Genomic DNA, 17,530 nt, shown 5'->3' on the forward strand with positions numbered 1-17,530 from the left:
GGCTAGATCCAACCCCGCTCGGCGGCGATGCGGGCCGCATCGAACCGGTTCCTGGCGCCGACCTTGGCCATGGCCGTGGACAGGTAGTTGCGAACCGTGCCCGCCGCGAGGGAGACCTGCTCGGCGATGGCCGCCACCGGCCCCCCCTGCATGGTGAGCCGGAGCACCTGCGCCTCCCTGGGGGTCAAAGGGGACTGCGGCACGGTCAGGGCGCGGGCGGCGACCTCCGGGTCGATGTAGCGGTTGCCCATCTGCACGTCACGCAGGATGCTGACGAGGCGCTCGGCCGGCGTGGTCTTGGGGACGAACCCCTGCACCCCCGCCTGCAGGGCGCGGCGCAGCACCGCGGGGCGTGCCTGACGGGTCACGATGACGATCGGCACGTCCATGCGCGCGCGGATGTCCGCAGCGGCCTCGATGCCGTCCCTGCCCGGCATGAGCACATCGAGCACCACGATGTCGGGCCGGTGCTCCAGGGCCTGTGCCACGGCGCAATCGCCGTTGCCGACCGCGGCCACGACCTCGACGTCCGCCTCCTGCTCGAGCAGGGCGACGAACGCCCCCCGAAACAGGTCCTCCTCGTCCGCCAGCACGATTCTCACGGCGGGGGAAGGTGGCGTCGCCCGCGTGCGCTCCAACAGAACATGGTCATCGTTGTCTCCCATGAGAACTACACCGGTGTGCAGTATACGGGGGGGCCTGCGCGCGCGAACCCGTACGCTGTGGTGGTGACCTCGATCGAGGGTCGGCGCCGTCCGTGGCGCCGCCGAGCCGTCCTGGGAGGGCCGCTGCGCATGAGGGTCCGACGCGTGTCGGTGGTGGTGCTCGTGCTCGTCGCTGTGGCGTGCTCCTCGGACGATACCGGATGGACGAGCCGCGCCGTCGGTGACGTGGTGTTCGACCACCCGCGCGCCTGGGTCGTCTACGAAGACGAGGACACCCGCATCGAGGACGCCCTGGTCGAGGTCGTCGACCAGGACAACAACGGCGTCGCCGTCTACCGCTACCGCAACACCGCAGACGGGTTGACGACGCTCACGGACGCCTTCGAGCAGGAGCTGGAGGCCGTCGACGGGCAGATGGTCACCGCGGGCCCCGCGGACGTCCACGGCGCCCCGGAGGCCGTGCTGCTGCAAGCCGAGCTCGAGTACGACGAGGGTGACCGGTCGCGCCCCTACCGGCTGTCGCGGCTGCTCATCGAGCGGGACGACGTCATCGTCGAGATCCGCAGCCGCGAGCCGGTGGCCGGCGGGGACCCAACGCTCCAACGGGTGCTCGACTCCGTTCGGGTCGCCGACTGACCGCAGCCCGCCGGGAGCCCCCTCGTATGCAGGACGGTCAGGCGCTGGGTCGGCCGGGTGCAGGCGACGTAGAGGCCGCGCAGGCCCCGCTCCTCGACGATCGCCGCCGGCTCGACCACGACGACACTGTCGAACTCCAGGCCGCGGACGTCCTCGACGGTGTGGACGACGGCGTGCCCGCCGGCCCACTGGCGCACCGCCGCCGCCATGGCGCTCGGGGCCACGACCGCCACCGTGCCGCCAGCCTCCACGAGACCGGCCACCGTCGCCGCCAGCGTCCCCGGCAGCACCGACCGCTCGACCCGCTCGACCTCCGGGTGCGCCCCGGTCCGGCGCACCGACCGGGGGGGTCCCAACGCCGGGGTGGTGACGGCCAGCATGGTCCCCGCCCACTCCATGATCTCGGCCGGCGTGCGGTAGTTGACCGTCAGCGCGCGGATGGTCGAGCGGCCGCGGGCACCCACGAGCAACCGGGCGACGTCCTCCCAGCTGCCTGGCGTCCACACCCCGCCGGCCTGCCCGAGGTCGCCCACGATCGTCATGGACCGCGACGGGCACCGGCGGGTGAGCATCCGCCACTGCATGGGGGTCAGCTCCTGCGCCTCGTCGACCAGCACGTGGGCGAAGGTGCTGGCCTCCTCGTCGGTGGTCAGGCAGGCAGCGAGCTCGTCGAGCAGCGCGAGGTCGTCCGCGCTCCACGCCGCGTCGGTCGGACGGACCAGCAGCGCCTGCTCCGCGTCGGTCAGGATGCCGGCGGCGGCGTGCCGCAGGCGGCGTGGCGAGGCGAACAGCTGCCGCACCACGGCCCGGGCCAGGAGCGGCGGCGCCTCCCCGCCCCGTGCCCGCCCCCGAACATGTCGGGCCACGCGCGCGAGCACCGCCGCCATGCGCCCGTCCGCCTTGACCACCGCCGCCTCGTGGGCGTCGGCGGCACCGACCGGCGGAAGGCCCGGCAGGTCCGCCAGGCGGCCGAGGCGCACGCTGTCCTCGCCGAGGGAGGGCAGCACCTCCCCGATGGCCCGCAGGAAGCCCGGGGTCGGGCCGACCAGCAGGACCCGGCCGTGGTCAAGGCGCCCGCGGTGCGTGTAGAGCAGGTAGGCGGCGCGGTGCAGGGCGACGGCGGTCTTGCCGGTGCCCGGCCCGCCCTGCACCACCAGGACGCCCTCCAGCGGCGCCCGCACGACCTCGTCCTGCTCGCGCTGGATCGTCGCGACGATGTCGCGCATCGTGCCCGTGCGCCGGCGGTCGAGCGCGGTGAGCAGCGCCGCCTCGCCAACAAGCGCCAGCTCGCCGCCGGCCGACTCGGCCAGCAGCTCGTCGTCGAGGTCCACCACCTGCCGGCCGCGGCAGCGGATGTGCCGGCGGCGCGTGACCCCGAGCGGCTCGGCGCCGGTCGCGCGGTAGAACGACGCCGCAGCCGGGGCGCGCCAGTCGAGCACCAGCGGTTCGAACGCGGCGTCGGCGACCGCGACCCGCCCGATGTGCACGTGCCCCCCGTCGTGCAGGTCCAGGCGGCCGAACACCAGCGGTTCCTGACCGACCTCCAGCGCGGCGAGCCGCCGGGCGCTGGTCTCGACGAACACGTCACGGTCGAAACGGGCCTGGTGCGTGCCGCCCGCGCCGAGACGCACGACCCCCGCCGCGAGCGTGCGGGCCCGATCGCGGAGCGCGGCCAGCCGCGCGTACGCACGGTCGACATGGCCCTGCTCCGCGGTGATCTCCGGGTGACTGGTCACCTGCTCCCCCCTCACCTGCTCCCCCCTCACCGGCTCCCCCCTCACCGGCTCCCCCCGCACCTGCTCCCCCCTCATCCCTCGTCGGCCAACCGTCGCACCCTGCCCCACACCCGGCCCTTGCGGCAAGGGGTCCCCCGTGTGGGAGAATGGACGTGGCCTACAGGGGCAGCCCGAGCGAGCGGGCGACCAGCAAGCGCTGGACCTCGCTGGTGCCCTCGCCGATCTCGAGGATCTTCGCGTCCTGGTAGAAGCGGCCCACGGGGTAGTCGGTGGTGAACCCGTACCCGCCGAAGACCTGGCAGGCCCCGCGGGCGGCGTCGACCGCCGCCTCGGTCGCGAACAGCTTGGCGACCGACGCCGCCCGCGCGAACGCCTGGCCGGAGGCCGCCAGCCAGCAGGCGTAGCGGTACTGGTTGCGGGCGAGCTGGGCGGCGACCTCCATGTCGGCGATCGCGAACGCGACGCCCTGGTTGGCGCCGATCGGGCGCCCGAAGGCCTCGCGCTGGGTGGCGTAGGCGACGCACTCGTCGATGCAGCCCTGGATCAGCCCGACCGCCAGGGCGGCGATGGCGATGCGGCCCTCGTCCAGGATAGCGAGGAAGTTGGCCAGACCCCGGCCCTCGTCGCCGAGCTGGTGATCCGCGGGCACCCGGCACCCCTCGAAGGCCAGGTCGCGGGTGTCGCTGGCGTGCCAGCCGACCTTGCGGTAGCCCGCGCCGACCGTGTAGCCCGGCGTGCCGGTCGGCACCACGAAGTTGGTGACCTGCCGGCGGCCGTCGACCTCGCCGGTCCCGGCGGTGACCGTCACGAGCGCCGAGATGTCGGTGCCGGCGTTGGTGATGAACTGCTTGGCGCCGTCGATCACCCACCCGTCCCCGTCGCGCACCGCGGTGGTCCGCAGGGCCGCGGCATCCGTGCCCCCGCCCGCCTCGGTGAGCCCGAACGCGGCGAGATGCTCCCCGCGCGCCAGCGGCGGTAGCCAGCGCTCCCGCTGCGCCGCGGAGCCGAACCGGAAGATCGGCATCGCCCCGAGCCCGACCGCGGCCTCCAGGGTCACCCCGAGGGACTGGTCGACCCGGCCGATCTCCTCGATGGCCAGGCACAGCGACAGCAGGTCCCCGCCCATCCCGCCGTACTCCTCGGGGAAGGGCAGCCCGAACAGGCCCATGGCGCCCATCTCCGCGACGAGGTCGAGCGGGAACGCACGGTCGGCGTTCATCGCCTCGGCGCGCGGGGCCACCCGCTCGACCGCGAACGCGCGCACCACCTGGCGCAGCTCCTCCTGCTCGGGCGTGAGCGCGAACGACAGCGCCATCGATGATCCCTTCGAGGGGCGGCAGGCCCTCGGCAGTCTACGAGCCGGCGCTCGCTGATCCCGGCTGCCCTCCCGCCCCGGTACGCCAAGGCGGTCCGCGCGACGACGACGGGCGTGCTGTCCCCCCGGACCTGCGGGCCATGGGGCGTATTGGGTAGCCGGGGCTACCCGCACGCCTGCTCACAACCCGGACCTCGCAGATCTTCGGGTCTGCCTCTGGTTACCGGCCGGTAGATGGGGTCTCAGCGACATATCTGTCCCTCCCACCCCATCTACCGCCGGGTAACGTCGGTTGCGCGCAGGCCCACCTCGGTGACGTGCACGGCATCATGCCCGTGCCGATCGCGCAGCCGGGCCGCCGCCTCAGAGGTGAGCGGCGGCGTCGTCCAACGCGAGGCCATGTCGCGAGTACGCAGGTCGCTCTCGGGCGCCAGGGTGGCGATGCGCGGATCTTCGCTCAGCGGCGACGGGCGACGTTGGCGAGCAGCACCGCGATCGCCACGAGCAGGCCCGCGACGAGGACCAGGCGGGCCACCCCCGCCAGCGCGGTCAGCGCCAGGTAGGCGACGAAGACGAGTACCGCGACGAACAGCAGCCCGCCGCCGCGGCCCGCCCCGCCGGGGCCGGCCCTCACGTCTGCCTCCACGCACGCACGACCCGGGAGGGGCTCGCCTTGCCGAGCTGGCCCTCCATCCACCTGCTGGTCGCCACCAGGCGGGCCAGGTCGACGCCGCTCGCCACGCCGAGCCCATCGAGCATCCAGACGAGGTCTTCGGTGGCGAGGTTGCCCGTGGCCGACTGCGCGTAGGGGCACCCGCCCAAGCCGCCGGCGGCGGCATCCACCACGGTCACGCCCGCCTGCAGCGCGGCCAGCGTGTTGGCCAGCGCCTGGCCGTAGGTGTCGTGGAAGTGCACCGCCAGGCGGTCGGGGCCGACGCCGTGCCGGCCGAACGCGGCGAGCAGCGCCGCGACGTGCCCGGGCGTGCCGACCCCGATCGTATCGCCGAGGCTCAGGGCGTCGCACCCGAGGTCCAGCAGGCGCCGTCCGACCGCCACGACGGCCTCGACGGGCACCGGCCCCTCCCACGGGTCACCGAAGCACATGGACAGGTAGGCGCGCACACCCAGGTCCTCGGCGCGGGCTCTGGCCACCACGGGGGCGAACATCGCGATCGACTCCTCGACGCTGCGGTTGAGGTTGCGCTGCGCGAAGGTCTCCGTCGCGCTGCCGAAGATGGCGACGTCGTGCGCACCCGCCGCCAGGGCGCGATCCAGACCGCGGTCGTTGGGGACGAGCACGGGGAAGCGGGCGCCGGCACCCTCGGGCAGGCCGGCGACCACCGCGTCGGCGTCGGCCAGCTGGGGCACCCACCGGGGCGGTACGAAGCTGGTCGCCTCGATGACGGACAGGCCCGCGTCGGCGAGGCGGCCGATCAGCTCGAGCTTGACCGCGGTCGGGACGGTCCGCGGCTCGTTCTGCAGCCCGTCGCGCGGGCCGACCTCCCAGATGGTCACCCGCTCGGGCAACCCCGCCAGCACGACCGGGTCCGCCGCGCGGGTCATGGGGTCTCGCCCTCCCGCGGGTCCACGACGGCGAGGAGCTGATCCATGCCGACGGTGTCGCCGACGCGCACCGCGAGGGAGACGACCGTGCCGTCGCTCGCCGCGGTGATGGGATGCTCCATCTTCATCGCCTCGACCACGGCCAGCGTCTGGCCGAGCCGCACCACCTCACCCTCCGCCACGTGCACCGCCGCCACTGTCCCCGGCATCGGCGACAGCAGCGCACCGCCGGTCGGCACGGCCGCGTGGCGCGCGGCCACGATCCCCTGCTCGTCGGCCAGCGCCCACGTCCCGACGTCGGGCGCCGCGAGCCACACCGTGCCGTCCGCTGTCGCGGTCGCGAACGTGGCCTGTTCGCCATCGACCGCCACGACGAGCCGCGCGCCGTCCCGGTGCGCGGTGGCGGGCAGCGCCGGACCGTCGTCGAGGCGCACCTCGGCGGCGGCCGGTGTCCCCCGCACGGCCACAGTCACGAGCCGACCGCCGGCGCGCACCCGCCACCGCGCCCAGGCGTGCGCACCGACGCGCCAGCCGTCGACGGCGTCGAAGGGGTCTGCCCCCGCACGGGCGGGGGCGAGGTCGAGGAGGCGGACCAGTCCCGCGGCCGCGAGCAGCAGGTCGGGGACGGCAGGAGGGCCCGTCTGCTCGACGTGGCGCCGGACCAGACCGGTGTCGAGCGTGCCGGCCACGACCTGCGGGTCGGCGAGCAGGCGGGCGAGGAACGCCGTGTTGGCCGTCACGCCGAGCACGACCGTGCGCTCCAGGGCGCGCCGCACCCGTCGCAACGCCGCCGGGCGGTCGGCGCCCCAGGCGATGACCTTGCCCAGCAGCGGATCGTACGTGCTGCCCACCGCGGTGCCGGCGACGGCCCCGGGGTCCACGCGCACGCCCGGACCCGACGGCCACGAGCACTCGAGCAGGGTGCCACCGGTGGGCAGAAACCCCCGGACCGGGTCCTCGGCGTACACGCGCGCCTCGATGGCGTGGCCCTGCGGACGCAGGTCGTCCTGGGTGCACGGCAGCGGCTGCCCCGCGGCGACCCGCAGCTGCCACTCCACCAGGTCCACGTCGTAGACCGCCTCGGTGACAGGGTGCTCGACTTGCAGGCGGGTGTTCATCTCCAGGAAGGCCGGGGTGGCGTCGGGGTCCGCGCCGTCCACGAGGAACTCGACGGTGCCGGCCCCGACGTAACCGCAGGCCACGGCCACCGCGACGGCGCTGCGGGCCATCCCGTCGCCGGCAGCGCGGCTGATCGCGGGGGCCGGGCACTCCTCGACGAGCTTCTGATGGCGCCGCTGCAGGCTGCACTCGCGCGCACCCAGGTGGACCACGCCGCCGTGCGCGTCGGCGAACAGCTGCACCTCGACGTGGCGTGCGACCGAGACGTAGCGCTCGAGCAGGAGCGCATCGTCCCCGAACGCGGCGCGGGCCTCCCGCCGCGCCGCTGCGAGCGCCTGCGCCAGCTGGTCCGGTTCCGTGACGACACGCATGCCCTTGCCACCGCCGCCGGCTGCGGCCTTCACGATCAGGGGGTAGCCCACGTCGCCGGCCGCCGCGGCCAGCGCCGCGTCGTCCATGTCCGGGGCGTGCACCCCGGGGACCACCGGAACGCCCGCGGCCTCGACGATGGCCTTCGCGCTGCGCTTGTCCCCCATGGCCTCGATGACCTCGGGGGGCGGACCGACGAAGGCGACCCCCGCGTCGGCGCACGCCCGAGCGAACCCGGCGTGCTCGGCCAGGAAGCCGTAGCCGGGATGGACCGCCTGCGCGCCGGTGCGCCGGACCGCATCGAGGATCCGCTCGATCGCCAGGTAGGAGGCGGCGGCGGCGGGCGCAGGCCCCAGCCACAGGGCGATATCGGCGGCCTGCACGTGGGGGGCGTCGACGTCAGCGTCGCTGTACACCGCGACCGCTCGTATCCCGAGCGCGCGCAGCGTCCGGATGACGCGCACGGCAATCTCCCCGCGGTTGGCGACCAGGACCGTGTCGAACATCATCGCGCGGCCATCACGCGGGACCGTGCAGGAACAGGGCCACCACACGGCCCCGATCCACAACGCAGTCCAGCGCTATTCACGAGTCTCGCGCCACCCACGGGGGCGTGGCCCCCTCCAGGAACGCCGCCATGCCCGCCTGGCCCTCCGCGCCGGCCCGCAGCCCGGCGATCAGCTCCGCCATCTCGGCGGCGACATCGTCGAGCGGTCCCATCGCCTGGTCGGGCAGCCGCTTGGCGACGGCGACCGCCTGAGGTCCGGCACGCCGGCAACGGTCCACCACGGCCGCGACGGCGGCGTCAAGCGCGGCACCGTCGGCCGCGACGTCGTGCACCAGCCCCACCTCACGGGCACGGGGCGCACCGAAGCGGGCGCCGGTCACGAAGGCTGACCGGGCGAAGGACCGCCCGACCTTGCGCACCACGTAGGGAGCGATCACGGCCGGAGCCAGCCCGAGGGCGACCTCGGTGAACGCGAAGGTGGCCCCGGCGACCGCGACGGCGACGTCGCAGACGGCGACCAGGCCGGCGCCGCCACCGATGGCGGGACCCTGCACCCGCCCGACCAGCGGCTTCGGCAGGTCGTCGAGTGCCTGCAACATCCGCGCGAGGCGCATGGCGTCCGCGACGTTGTCCTCGTAGGACGCCTCGCGAGCCCTTTGCATCCACTGGAGGTCCGCGCCCGCGCTGAAGGCGTCACCGGCACCCGTGAGCACGACGACCCGCACGTCGTCGTCGCGGGCGAGCTCCACAGCAGTGTCGTGCAGCAGGCCGACGAGGCGGTCGTCGAAGGCGTTGCGGACCGCCGGGCGGTTCATCGTGACGGTGGCGACCCCGCGCTCGTCGCGGGCGACCTCGAGCTCGGTCACCGACTGCCTCGCATCCCTGGACGCATCCCGCGACCCTACCGCCGCACGGTGCGCGTCACGGGTAGTCGTCCCGGGACGATGAGCGTGCCACCGGAGAAGTCGCCGGGCCACGCCCCACCGGGTCACATCCGGAAGACGCCGTAGCGAGCGCGCGCGATGGGGGCGTTGGCGCACGCCGACAGGGCCAGACCGACAATGGTGCGCGTGTCGGCTGGGTCGATGACGCCGTCGTCCCAGAGGCGAGCCGTGGCGTAGTAGGGGTGGCCCTGGCGCTCGTACTGGGCGCGGATCGGCTCCTTGAACGCCTCCTCGTCCTGCGTGGACCAGGCCTGCCCGGCCGCCTCGGCCTGCTCCCGGCGGATGGTCGCCAGGACGGTGGCGGCCTGTTCGCCGCCCATCACCGAGATGCGCGCATTGGGCCACGTCCACAGGAACCGCGGGTCGTACGCCCGTCCGCACATGGCGTAGTTGCCCGCCCCGAAGGACCCGCCGACCACGACGGTCAGCTTGGGCACCGCGGCGCACGAGACGGCCGTGACCATCTTCGCGCCGTCCTTGGCGATCCCGCCCGCCTCGTACTCGCGGCCGACCATGAAGCCGGAGATGTTCTGCAGGAAGAGCAGGGGTATGCCGCGCTGGTCGCACAGCTCGACGAAGTGGGCGCCCTTCAGCGCGGACTCACTGAAGAGGATGCCGTTGTTCGCCACGATCCCGACGGGGTGGCCGTGGACACGGGCGAAACCGGTCACCAGCGTCGAGCCGTACAGGGCCTTGAACTCGTGGAACCGGCTGTGATCCACCAGGCGGGCGATGACTTCGCGGACGTCGTAGCGGGTGCGGGGATCCACGGGCACCACCCCGTGCAGCTGCGCGGGATCGACGGCGGGCTCGGCTCCCGCAACCCGCTGCCACGGGCACGCCGACCGCGGGCCGAGCGACGCCACGATCGACCGGACCAGCGCCAGTGCGTGCGCGTCGTCGGCCGCCAGGTGGTCGACGACCCCCGACGTGCGGGCGTGCAGGTCACCGCCGCCGAGCTCCTCGGCGGTGACGACCTCGCCGGTGGCGGCCCGCACCAGCGGCGGCCCGCCGAGAAAGATGGTGCCCTGCTCGGCGACGATGATCGTCTCGTCGCTCATCGCCGGGACGTAGGCGCCACCGGCCGTGCACGAGCCGAGCACCGCGGCGACCTGCGCGATGCCCGCCGCGGACAGCTGCGCCTGGTTGTAGAAGATCCGGCCGAAGTCGTCGCGGTCGGGGAACACCTCGTCCTGGTGGGGCAGGAAGGCGCCGCCGGAATCGACCAGATACAAACACGGCAGGCGGTTGGCGAGCGCCACCTCCTGGGCCCGCAGGTGCTTCTTCACCGTCATCGGGTAGTAGGTGCCGCCCTTGACCGTCGCGTCGTTGGCGACGATGACGGCTTCCCGGCCGGCCACGCGCCCGACGCCGGTGATGATGCCGGCACCGGGGGCATCGCCGTCGTAGAGACCGTGGGCGGCCAGGGGTGACAGCTCCAGGAACGGGCTGCCCTGGTCGACCAGCATGTCCACCCGGTCGCGCGGCAGCAGCTTGCCGCGGGCGGTGTGCCGTTGCCGCGCGGTCTCGCTGCCGCCCCGCGCAGCCTCGCCCAGCCGGGCCCGCAGGTCGGCGACCAGGGCCCGGTGCGCGGCCTCGTTGTCCCGGAAGGCCGCGGACTCGGGGTCGGCGGTGCTGGTGAGCACCTCGCCGAGGGGAGCACCGTCGTGCATGGAGGTCAGGCCGCTCGCCGGGATGGGGGACGCATCGCCTGTCAGCCTAGTGGCTGCGGCGGCCCGGCGGTCGGCGGCACCGCCGAGGCTACTCCGGCAGGGGCGGGAAGCGGTAGGACAGCGCCACGGCCGTGCCGAGGACCCAGAGGGCGCCGCCACCGAAGGACAAGGTGGTCCACATGCTCGCCGCCGAGTAGAAGGACTCGACGGTCCAGACCGCCGTGGCGACACCCAGCGCGATGAGCGCCAGCCACACCACCGTGGTCAGGACGAACCGGCGCACGCGCGTGGCACGCCGCCGCCGGGCAGCGCGGGGGTCGGACGGTGCCGGGTCCACCGCCACGCCGGCCAGCGGGTCCGGCCTGCTCTCCTCCACCTGCGCTCTGGCCTCCACGGCGAAGGCCGCGATGATGTCATCGGGGATGTACAGCACGTCGGTGTACAGCGGATCGCTCCACATGGGAACTCCTTCGCGGTCAAGCCCGGGGCCACGACACCCGGGTGCGGTCCCTTATGGCTTCGGCAGACTCGGAAGATCCTTGACCGCGCCACCGTGGCCGATCGTCGGGGCCTGCCGGCCGTCGGGCCCCGGGCGCCCGGCGCGGCGTGGCATGATGCGGGGGTGGGAAAAGCCGCTGCCCGGCGGGGGGTGACCGCCGCGCTGTGCGCGGTGGCTCTGGTCGCCTGCACCGGCGCGGACCAGGTCGAGTCCCCCGAGGCTGACCGGGACCCGTCGCAGACTCGAGCGCAGACGGCCGCGTCCGCCCCCGGCGAGCCCACCATCACCCCCGCGGTGCCCTTCGACCTGACCGTGGACACCATCACCCTGGTCGGCATGAGCAACGCCGAGATCCGGGGCGCGGCGGCCCCCCCGGCCGACGACGGCGCCGCGGTGCGCGCCGTGGCGGGGGCCCGCGACGTCCTCGCGGCCTTCCTCGACGCGCAGTTCGTCGCCGCGGACACGCGCTTCACCGCCGGCCCGATCGACCGCCTGCTGTCCGCGCGAGCCCTGGGCACGATCAGCGAGCAGGCCCGGGCGGGTCTCGGGCAGGTGGCGCTGCCCGTGGCGCGCACCGTCACGGGGCCCGCATCCGCCCAGGCGCACGTCCTGGTGCACGGCGGCGAGGTGGACGCGGTGACGCTCACCTACGAGGCGCTGCTGACCGTCGTCCGCCCCGACGACAGCGCGGCACCCGCCACGCTGTCGGGCGCGATGACCTTCATCCCGACCCCCGAGGGCTGGCGGGCCGACGCCGTGGAGGCCACCAGCGACCTGCCCGAGGTGACCTCGTGAGGCGGCTCTGCGCCCTCCTGGCGATCGCCGGCTGCCTGCTCGGCCTGGTCGGTGCGGCAGGCGCCGCCACCGTCGCGCACCGCGCCTCGGTGCACCCCGCCCACGCCCAGGACGGCCTGCTGACCATCCTGGCGATCGGTTCCGACCTCGGGCCCCCGCACCGGCCCGGCGACCCGCTGCGGGGACGTGCCGACGGGGTGCACCTGATCGCGGTGGACGCCAGCGCGCGCCGCGCGACCGTGGTGAACATCCCCCGGGACACCTTCGTCGCCGGCGCCAAGCTCTCCGACCAGCTGTTCAACCTCGGTCCCGAGGGCTTCACCGCGACCGTCGCCGCCTTCACGGGCGTGCGCATCGACTACTGGGCCCTCATGACCTTCCGCTCGATCGAGAACGTGGTGGACGGCCTCGGCGGGGTCCTGGTCGACGTCGACCAGCCGATGTTCGACCCGTTCTCCGGCTCGAACTTCTCGCCGGGCCCGCAGCGGCTCGCGGGCCATCAGGCGCTGTCGTTCGTCCGCAACCGCCGCTCCGTGGCCGGCGGGGACTTCGGGCGCACGCGCAACCACGGCAACCTCATGCGCTTCACGCACGCGCAGATCCGTGCCGAGGCCACCGACCTGCCGCAGCTCGGACGCATGGTCGCGCTCTTCGCCCGCAACACCGTCACGTCCATCCCGCGCTCCGAGCTGCTGCCGCTGGCCCGCCTGGCCCTGCAGATCGAGCCCGCGCAGGTGCTGCAGACGCCGTTGGGGGGCTCGATCGGCGTCGGGCCGGGCGGCTCGTCGATCGTCCACCTGCGACCGGGTGACGCCTTCGACCGGATCCGTGCGGGGCAGGTCGGCCCGTAGCCACCCTCGCCCACGTTAGAATTCGGGGATGGACCGCTACCTGCGACACCGCCTGATCATGGCCGCTGCCGTCGTCGTGCTGCTGCTCGCGGCCTGTGGCGAGGACGCCGACGACGAGCCGACCGGCATGTCGTCGCCGTCGCCCGAGGCGACCGAGAGCGCTGAGCCCGACTCCAGCCCCTCCCCCACCCCGGACCGCACCGAGCAACCCGATCCCGCGGACGACCCCACGAACGACGCGGTCACCGGAGGGGGCCAGGCGTCGGTGTGGTTCGCGCGCCAGAGCGAGGCCGGGATCTGGCTGGAGCCCGAGACACTGCCGCTTGACCCGGGCACCGAGCGGGTCCTGCGGGCCGTGGTCGAGGCGGTCGTGGACGGTCAGAGCGCCCACCCGGCGCTGACCAGCCTGGTACCGGCCGGGACCGAGGTCCTCGACGTGCGGATCGAGGACCGGGTCGCGGTCATCGACCTGTCCGGCGACATCGCCGACGCCGGCGGCAGCTCGGCGCAGGAGTCGGCGCTGGCCCAGCAGCTCGCGCAGACGGCCACCCAGTTCGAGACCGTCGACGCTCTGCGCCTGCTGGTCGACGGCCAGCCCATCGACGAGCTGTGGGGGCACCTGGACTGGTCGCAGCCGCTCACCGCCGACCCGGCCGCGGTCGCGCCCATCATCATCGAGCAGCCCACCTGGGGGGCCGTGCGCCCGCCGGGCCCCGTCACGGCGTCGGGCTCCTCGGTGACCTTCGAGTCCACGGTGGAGCTGCGCCTGGTGGCGCCCGACGGCACGGTGGCCGAGGACACGTTCACCACCGCGGCGCAACCCGACGTGGGCCGACGGGGGCCGTGGAGCCACACCTTCGACACCGAGGCGACCACGCCGGGCACGTGGACGATCGAGGCCATCGAGCCCGACGCCTCGGATGGAGAAGGTCGCCCCCCCTACACCACCAGCGTCGAGTTCACCGTCGGCTGAGCGGCTCGCTGGCCTACGTGCCCGGTCCCAGGGTCGCGGGGATGGCGACCCGCCAGCCCGGCTCCCCGAGCCCGAGGTCGGCGAAGCGGCCCTGGTTGACCTCCAGTGCGGCCCGGTAGGCCACCCCCGGGTCGTGCACCGGGCACGGGTCGGCCTCGCAGGGGTCCATGTCGAGGATGGCCAGCACCGTGCCGTCCTCGGCGAGGAACGCGATGGACAGCGGGATGAGCGTGTCGCGCATCCAGAACCCGCCGGTCCGGTCGTCCGGGAACATGAACAGCATGCCGGCCTCCTGCGGCAGCTCCTCGACACCCATCAGCCCCTGCTGGCGCAGGTCGGGGGTGTCGGCGACGTAGACGGGCTTCGGCACGTGGACGCCGTCCGGGTCGAGGATGACGCTGGACCGGCTGAAGGGCGGCAGTGGCTCGAGCGCGTCCCGCTCCGGCTCGACGTCTGCCAGCGCCGCGGCGATCTTGCGGTCGACGTGGCGGTCGTAGCGGTGCAGCATCGAGGCGACCTGGTCGCGCAGGATGGTGGCGCGCGGCTGGAAGGTCCCGTCGCCGAAGCCTTCGATGATGCCGTGCTCGTCGGCCCAGTGGATGCCCGGGGCGTGGACGCTGGTGTGGGGGACGTCGCGGAAGACGTGGGTCGCACCCGCCATCCCCGCCACACCGACGAGCACGGCCGCCGCCAGGGCCAGCAACAGCACGGAGTTGCGCACGACACGGGCCTTTCCTGGGAGCGCCGCCCCCGGTCACGGGCGTGCGCAGGGTCCCCAGGTTAACGGCGCCCGGACGTGCTCCACGTCCCCGGCCCAGAGCCGGTGCAGCGTGCCCAGACGGTCACGCAGCTCGAGCAGTCCGTCCTCGCCCACCCCCTCGGCCACGCCGAGGAGCACCTGGTCCCCGCGGGTGAGCCGCACCGGTTGCCCGATGGTCGCGCACCGGGCGCGGTAGGCGTCCAGGAAGCCGGTGGGCTGCTCCTGCCAGTCGAGGTAGCGCCGGCCGAACAGCCCCGCGAACGCGGCGAGCACGCGCCAGCGGCCGACGGGCGCACCGCCGGCCTCGGCCAGCGACGTCGCATCCGGCGCGTCCGCCGGTCGTGGGTGGTCCCGCCAGTCGACGTTGACGCCGACGCCGAGCACGACGGCGCCGTCGGCTGCGGTCTCGGCCATGATGCCCGCCCCCTTGCGGCCGCCGAGGAGCAGGTCGTTGGGCCACTTGAGCGCGACGTGCGGGCAGTAGCGATCGGCCACCTCGGCAAGCGCCACGCCGGCCAGCAGGGGCAGCAACGCGAGCACGCCGGCCGGCGCCGCGGGGCGCAGGACGCAGCTGACCAGCAGCGATGTGCCGGCCGGCGCCTGCCACGACCGCCCGCGCCGCCCCCTCCCGGCGGTCTGCGCATCCGCGATCACCAGGTGCATCTCCGGCGCCCCGTTCCGCGCGGCCGCCAGCGCCTGCTCCTGGGTGGAGGCCAGCTCGGCATGCCACTCCACGCCGGCCACCAGCGACGGCCCGTCGACGAGGGACGCGACGAGAGCTGGGGGCGGGCCGGACATGGCCCTACTGTCGCACCTCCTACAATCCGGCGGCGTCCACCCAGGAGAGAGCAGACCGTGAGCCAGACCACCGAGGAGAAGCTCCAGGAGCTGCGCCGGCGGGTGCGCGAAGCCGAGCACGCCGGCTCCGAGCAGGCTGTGGAGAAGCAGCACGCGAAGGGCAAGCTGACCGCCCGGGAGCGCATCGACCTCCTGCTCGACGCCGGCTCGTTCACCGAGACCGACCGCCTCGCGGTCCACCGGGCCACCGGTTTCGGCATGCAGGACCGCGCGGCCCCCGGCGACGGCGTGGTCACCGGCTACGGCATGGTCGCCGGTCGCGAGGTCTGCGTCTTCAGCCAGGACTTCACCGTCTTCGGCGGGTCGCTCGGCGAGGTGTTCGCCGAGAAGATCGTCAAGATGATGGACCTGGCCGTGCGCATGGGCGTGCCGGTCATCGGCATCAACGACTCCGGCGGCGCGCGCATCCAGGAGGGCGTGGTGTCCCTCGGAGGCTACGGCGACATCTTCTACCGCAACGTGCAGGCGAGCGGGGTCATCCCCCAGATCTCAGCCATCATGGGCCCCTGCGCGGGCGGCGCCGTCTACTCCCCGGCCATGACCGACTTCGTGTTCATGGTGAAGGAGACCTCCCACATGTTCATCACCGGTCCGGAGGTGATCAAGACGGTCACCGGGGAGGACGTCACCTTCGAGGACCTCGGCGGGGCGATGAGCCACAACACCCGGTCGGGCGTCGCGCACTTCGCCGCCGAGGACGAGCAGGCGTGCATCGACGACATCGTCCACCTGCTGTCTTTCCTGCCGGCGAACAACCTCGAGGAACCGCCGCGTGTCGTGCCCTCCGACCGGCCCGACCGCGCCGACCGCGAGCTCGACACGCTGGTCCCCGACTCCTCGAACACCGCCTACGACATGCGTGCGATCATCGGCCGCGTCGTCGACGACGGCGTGTTCTTCGAGGTGCAGGCCCACTGGGCCGCCAACATCGTGATCGGATTCGCCCGGCTCGACGGCTACCCGGTCGGCGTGGTCGCCAACCAGCCCATCCACCTGGCGGGCACGTTGGACGCCGCGTCCTCCATGAAGGCCGCCCGGTTCGTGCGCACCTGCGACGCTTTCAACATCCCGGTCGTGACCTTCGTGGACGTGCCCGGGTTCCTGCCGGGCACGGCCCAGGAGTGGGGGGGCATCATCCGCCACGGGGCCAAGCTGCTGTACGCCTACTGCGAGGCGACCGTGCCCAAGCTCACCGTCATCATCCGCAAGGCCTACGGCGGGGCGTACGACGTCATGGGCTCGAAGCACGTCGGGGCCGACGTCAACCTCGCGTGGCCCACGGCGGAGATCGCGGTGATGGGACCCCAGGGCGCGGTCAACATCCTCTACCGCAAGGAGCTCGACGAGGCCGCGGACCCCGCCGCCCGGCGGGCCGAGCTCGTCGAGCACTACGACCGCGAGCTCGCCAACCCGTGGAAGGCCGCGGAGCGGGGCTACCTCGACGACGTGATCGAGCCCAGCCGGACCCGGCCGATGCTCATCGACGCGCTGCGGTTCACCCGCACCAAGCGCCAGGTCCACCCGCCGCGCAAGCACGGGAACCTGCCGCTGTGACCGAGTTCCCCACCGCGCCGCTCGACCGCCCGACCCGGACGGTGACCGTCGCGGTGCTCGGGCTCGTCCTCGGGGTCATGGCGCTCACCGGGGTCACCGCCGAGGACCCGGCCAGCCGTGCCCTGTCCGTCGGCCTCGGCGCCCTGATCCTGCTGCTCGCCTGGGGCTACGCACCCGGCGTGCTCGTGGTCGACGGCCGGGTGCTGCACGTCCGCCGGCGGCTGTTCGGCCGCAGGGAGTTCACCGTGGCCGGGCGGGTCCACCGCCCCACGTGGCAGGTCGGGCTGCGCTCGGTGCGCAAGCTCGGATCGGGTGGGCTGTTCGGGTGGTACGGGTCCTTCTGGCGGCCCGGGGTCGGCTCGTTCCACGCCTACGTCACCGACCGGTCCCGCTCGGTGCTGTGCGAGACCGACGACGGCCCCGTGGTCGTCAGCCCCGCCGACCCCGACGCGTTCGCAACAGCCCTGCGCGAGGCGTCGTCGTGACCGGTGCGCCCCGGCATCTGCGGGTGGTCGCGGGGACCCCGACCGCCGAGGAGATCGCGGCCGTGGTCGTCGCGCTCGGCGGCGCCGCGACAGACCGGCGTCGGCCCCCACGACCACCGGCGGCCGCCTGGGCCCGTGCGGCGCGCCGCGAGGCGCTCGGCGCGCGTGCGCCCCGCAGTCCCCAGGACCTGCTCGGCCCGCTCTGAGCGAGCTTCGCCCCCCCCCCC

At 74.1% G+C, this 17,530-nt stretch carries 17 protein-coding genes; 6 read left to right on the forward strand and 11 right to left on the reverse strand.

All coding sequences use genetic code 11. From position 1 onward, the window contains the following. Nucleotides 1–2: 2 nt before the first annotated feature. The 9 genes from WD250_02300 to WD250_02340 form a co-directional block, all read right to left on the reverse strand. A complete protein-coding gene (locus WD250_02300; GenBank protein ID MEX2619028.1) occupies nt 3–602 on the reverse strand; it encodes a response regulator transcription factor in 600 nt (199 codons plus the stop codon). A gap of 572 nt (nt 603–1,174) precedes the next feature. Continuing rightward, on the reverse strand, nt 1,175–3,037 hold the full coding sequence (locus WD250_02305) for a UvrD-helicase domain-containing protein (GenBank protein MEX2619029.1): 1,863 nt from the start codon (nt 3,035–3,037) through the stop codon (nt 1,175–1,177). Nucleotides 3,038–3,194: 157 nt separating this feature from the next. Continuing rightward, nucleotides 3,195–4,352 (reverse strand): acyl-CoA dehydrogenase family protein, encoded by a 1,158-nt coding sequence (locus WD250_02310; GenBank protein ID MEX2619030.1) that lies wholly within the window; start codon nt 4,350–4,352, stop codon nt 3,195–3,197. A 457-nt stretch (nt 4,353–4,809) separates the two neighbouring features. Beyond that, a complete protein-coding gene (locus WD250_02315; GenBank protein ID MEX2619031.1) occupies nt 4,810–4,986 on the reverse strand; it encodes a hypothetical protein in 177 nt (58 codons plus the stop codon). After that, complete coding sequence (locus tag WD250_02320; GenBank protein ID MEX2619032.1) at nt 4,983–5,915, reverse strand: hydroxymethylglutaryl-CoA lyase; 933 nt, start codon at nt 5,913–5,915, stop codon at nt 4,983–4,985. The genes WD250_02315 and WD250_02320 overlap by 4 nt, the downstream gene beginning before the upstream one ends. After that, on the reverse strand, nt 5,912–7,912 hold the full coding sequence (locus WD250_02325; GenBank protein MEX2619033.1) for a biotin carboxylase N-terminal domain-containing protein: 2,001 nt from the start codon (nt 7,910–7,912) through the stop codon (nt 5,912–5,914). The genes WD250_02320 and WD250_02325 overlap by 4 nt, the downstream gene beginning before the upstream one ends. Nucleotides 7,913–7,988: 76 nt before the next feature. Next, nucleotides 7,989–8,777 (reverse strand): enoyl-CoA hydratase-related protein, encoded by a 789-nt coding sequence (locus tag WD250_02330; GenBank protein MEX2619034.1) that lies wholly within the window; start codon nt 8,775–8,777, stop codon nt 7,989–7,991. Between the two features lie 122 nt (nt 8,778–8,899). Continuing rightward, the gene (locus WD250_02335; protein ID MEX2619035.1) at nt 8,900–10,528 is read right to left on the reverse strand and encodes a carboxyl transferase domain-containing protein; all 1,629 of its coding nucleotides are present in this window, start codon (nt 10,526–10,528) and stop codon (nt 8,900–8,902) included. An 88-nt stretch (nt 10,529–10,616) separates the two neighbouring features. Continuing rightward, nucleotides 10,617–10,988, reverse strand: coding sequence for a hypothetical protein (locus WD250_02340; protein ID MEX2619036.1), 372 nt, complete (start codon nt 10,986–10,988; stop codon nt 10,617–10,619). A gap of 162 nt (nt 10,989–11,150) precedes the next feature. Between WD250_02340 and WD250_02345 the strand changes: the two genes are divergently transcribed. Genes WD250_02345 through WD250_02355 form a run of 3 tightly spaced genes read left to right on the forward strand, consistent with a single transcriptional unit; the run spans nt 11,151 to nt 13,646 of the window. Next, on the forward strand, nt 11,151–11,822 hold the full coding sequence (locus WD250_02345) for a hypothetical protein (GenBank protein MEX2619037.1): 672 nt from the start codon (nt 11,151–11,153) through the stop codon (nt 11,820–11,822). Next, nucleotides 11,819–12,673 carry an LCP family protein gene (locus WD250_02350; protein MEX2619038.1) on the forward strand — a complete coding sequence of 285 codons (855 nt, stop codon included), beginning with the start codon at nt 11,819–11,821 and terminating at the stop codon, nt 12,671–12,673. Before WD250_02345 ends, WD250_02350 begins: the two co-directional genes overlap by 4 nt. 28 nt (nt 12,674–12,701) lie before the next feature. Further along, entirely contained in the window at nt 12,702–13,646 is a 945-nt protein-coding gene (locus WD250_02355) for a GerMN domain-containing protein (protein MEX2619039.1), read from the forward strand. A gap of 13 nt (nt 13,647–13,659) precedes the next feature. Here the strand turns inward: WD250_02355 and WD250_02360 are convergent, their stop codons facing one another. Continuing rightward, a complete protein-coding gene (locus tag WD250_02360) occupies nt 13,660–14,367 on the reverse strand; it encodes a DUF192 domain-containing protein (GenBank protein MEX2619040.1) in 708 nt (235 codons plus the stop codon). A gap of 33 nt (nt 14,368–14,400) precedes the next feature. Continuing rightward, nucleotides 14,401–15,204: a biotin--[acetyl-CoA-carboxylase] ligase gene (locus WD250_02365; GenBank protein ID MEX2619041.1), complete on the reverse strand. Its 804-nt coding sequence runs from the start codon at nt 15,202–15,204 to the stop codon at nt 14,401–14,403. Between the two features lie 57 nt (nt 15,205–15,261). Between WD250_02365 and WD250_02370 the strand changes: the two genes are divergently transcribed. Genes WD250_02370 through WD250_02380 form a run of 3 tightly spaced genes read left to right on the forward strand, consistent with a single transcriptional unit; the run spans nt 15,262 to nt 17,509 of the window. Further along, nucleotides 15,262–16,818: an acyl-CoA carboxylase subunit beta gene (locus WD250_02370; protein MEX2619042.1), complete on the forward strand. Its 1,557-nt coding sequence runs from the start codon at nt 15,262–15,264 to the stop codon at nt 16,816–16,818. Further along, entirely contained in the window at nt 16,815–17,303 is a 489-nt protein-coding gene (locus WD250_02375) for a PH domain-containing protein (protein ID MEX2619043.1), read from the forward strand. The genes WD250_02370 and WD250_02375 overlap by 4 nt, the downstream gene beginning before the upstream one ends. Continuing rightward, nucleotides 17,300–17,509 (forward strand): acyl-CoA carboxylase epsilon subunit, encoded by a 210-nt coding sequence (locus tag WD250_02380; GenBank protein MEX2619044.1) that lies wholly within the window; start codon nt 17,300–17,302, stop codon nt 17,507–17,509. Before WD250_02375 ends, WD250_02380 begins: the two co-directional genes overlap by 4 nt. Nucleotides 17,510–17,530: the final 21 nt, after the last annotated feature.

Source organism: Egibacteraceae bacterium, from assembly GCA_040905805.1.
Lineage (GTDB): Bacteria > Actinomycetota > Nitriliruptoria > Euzebyales > Egibacteraceae > DATLGH01.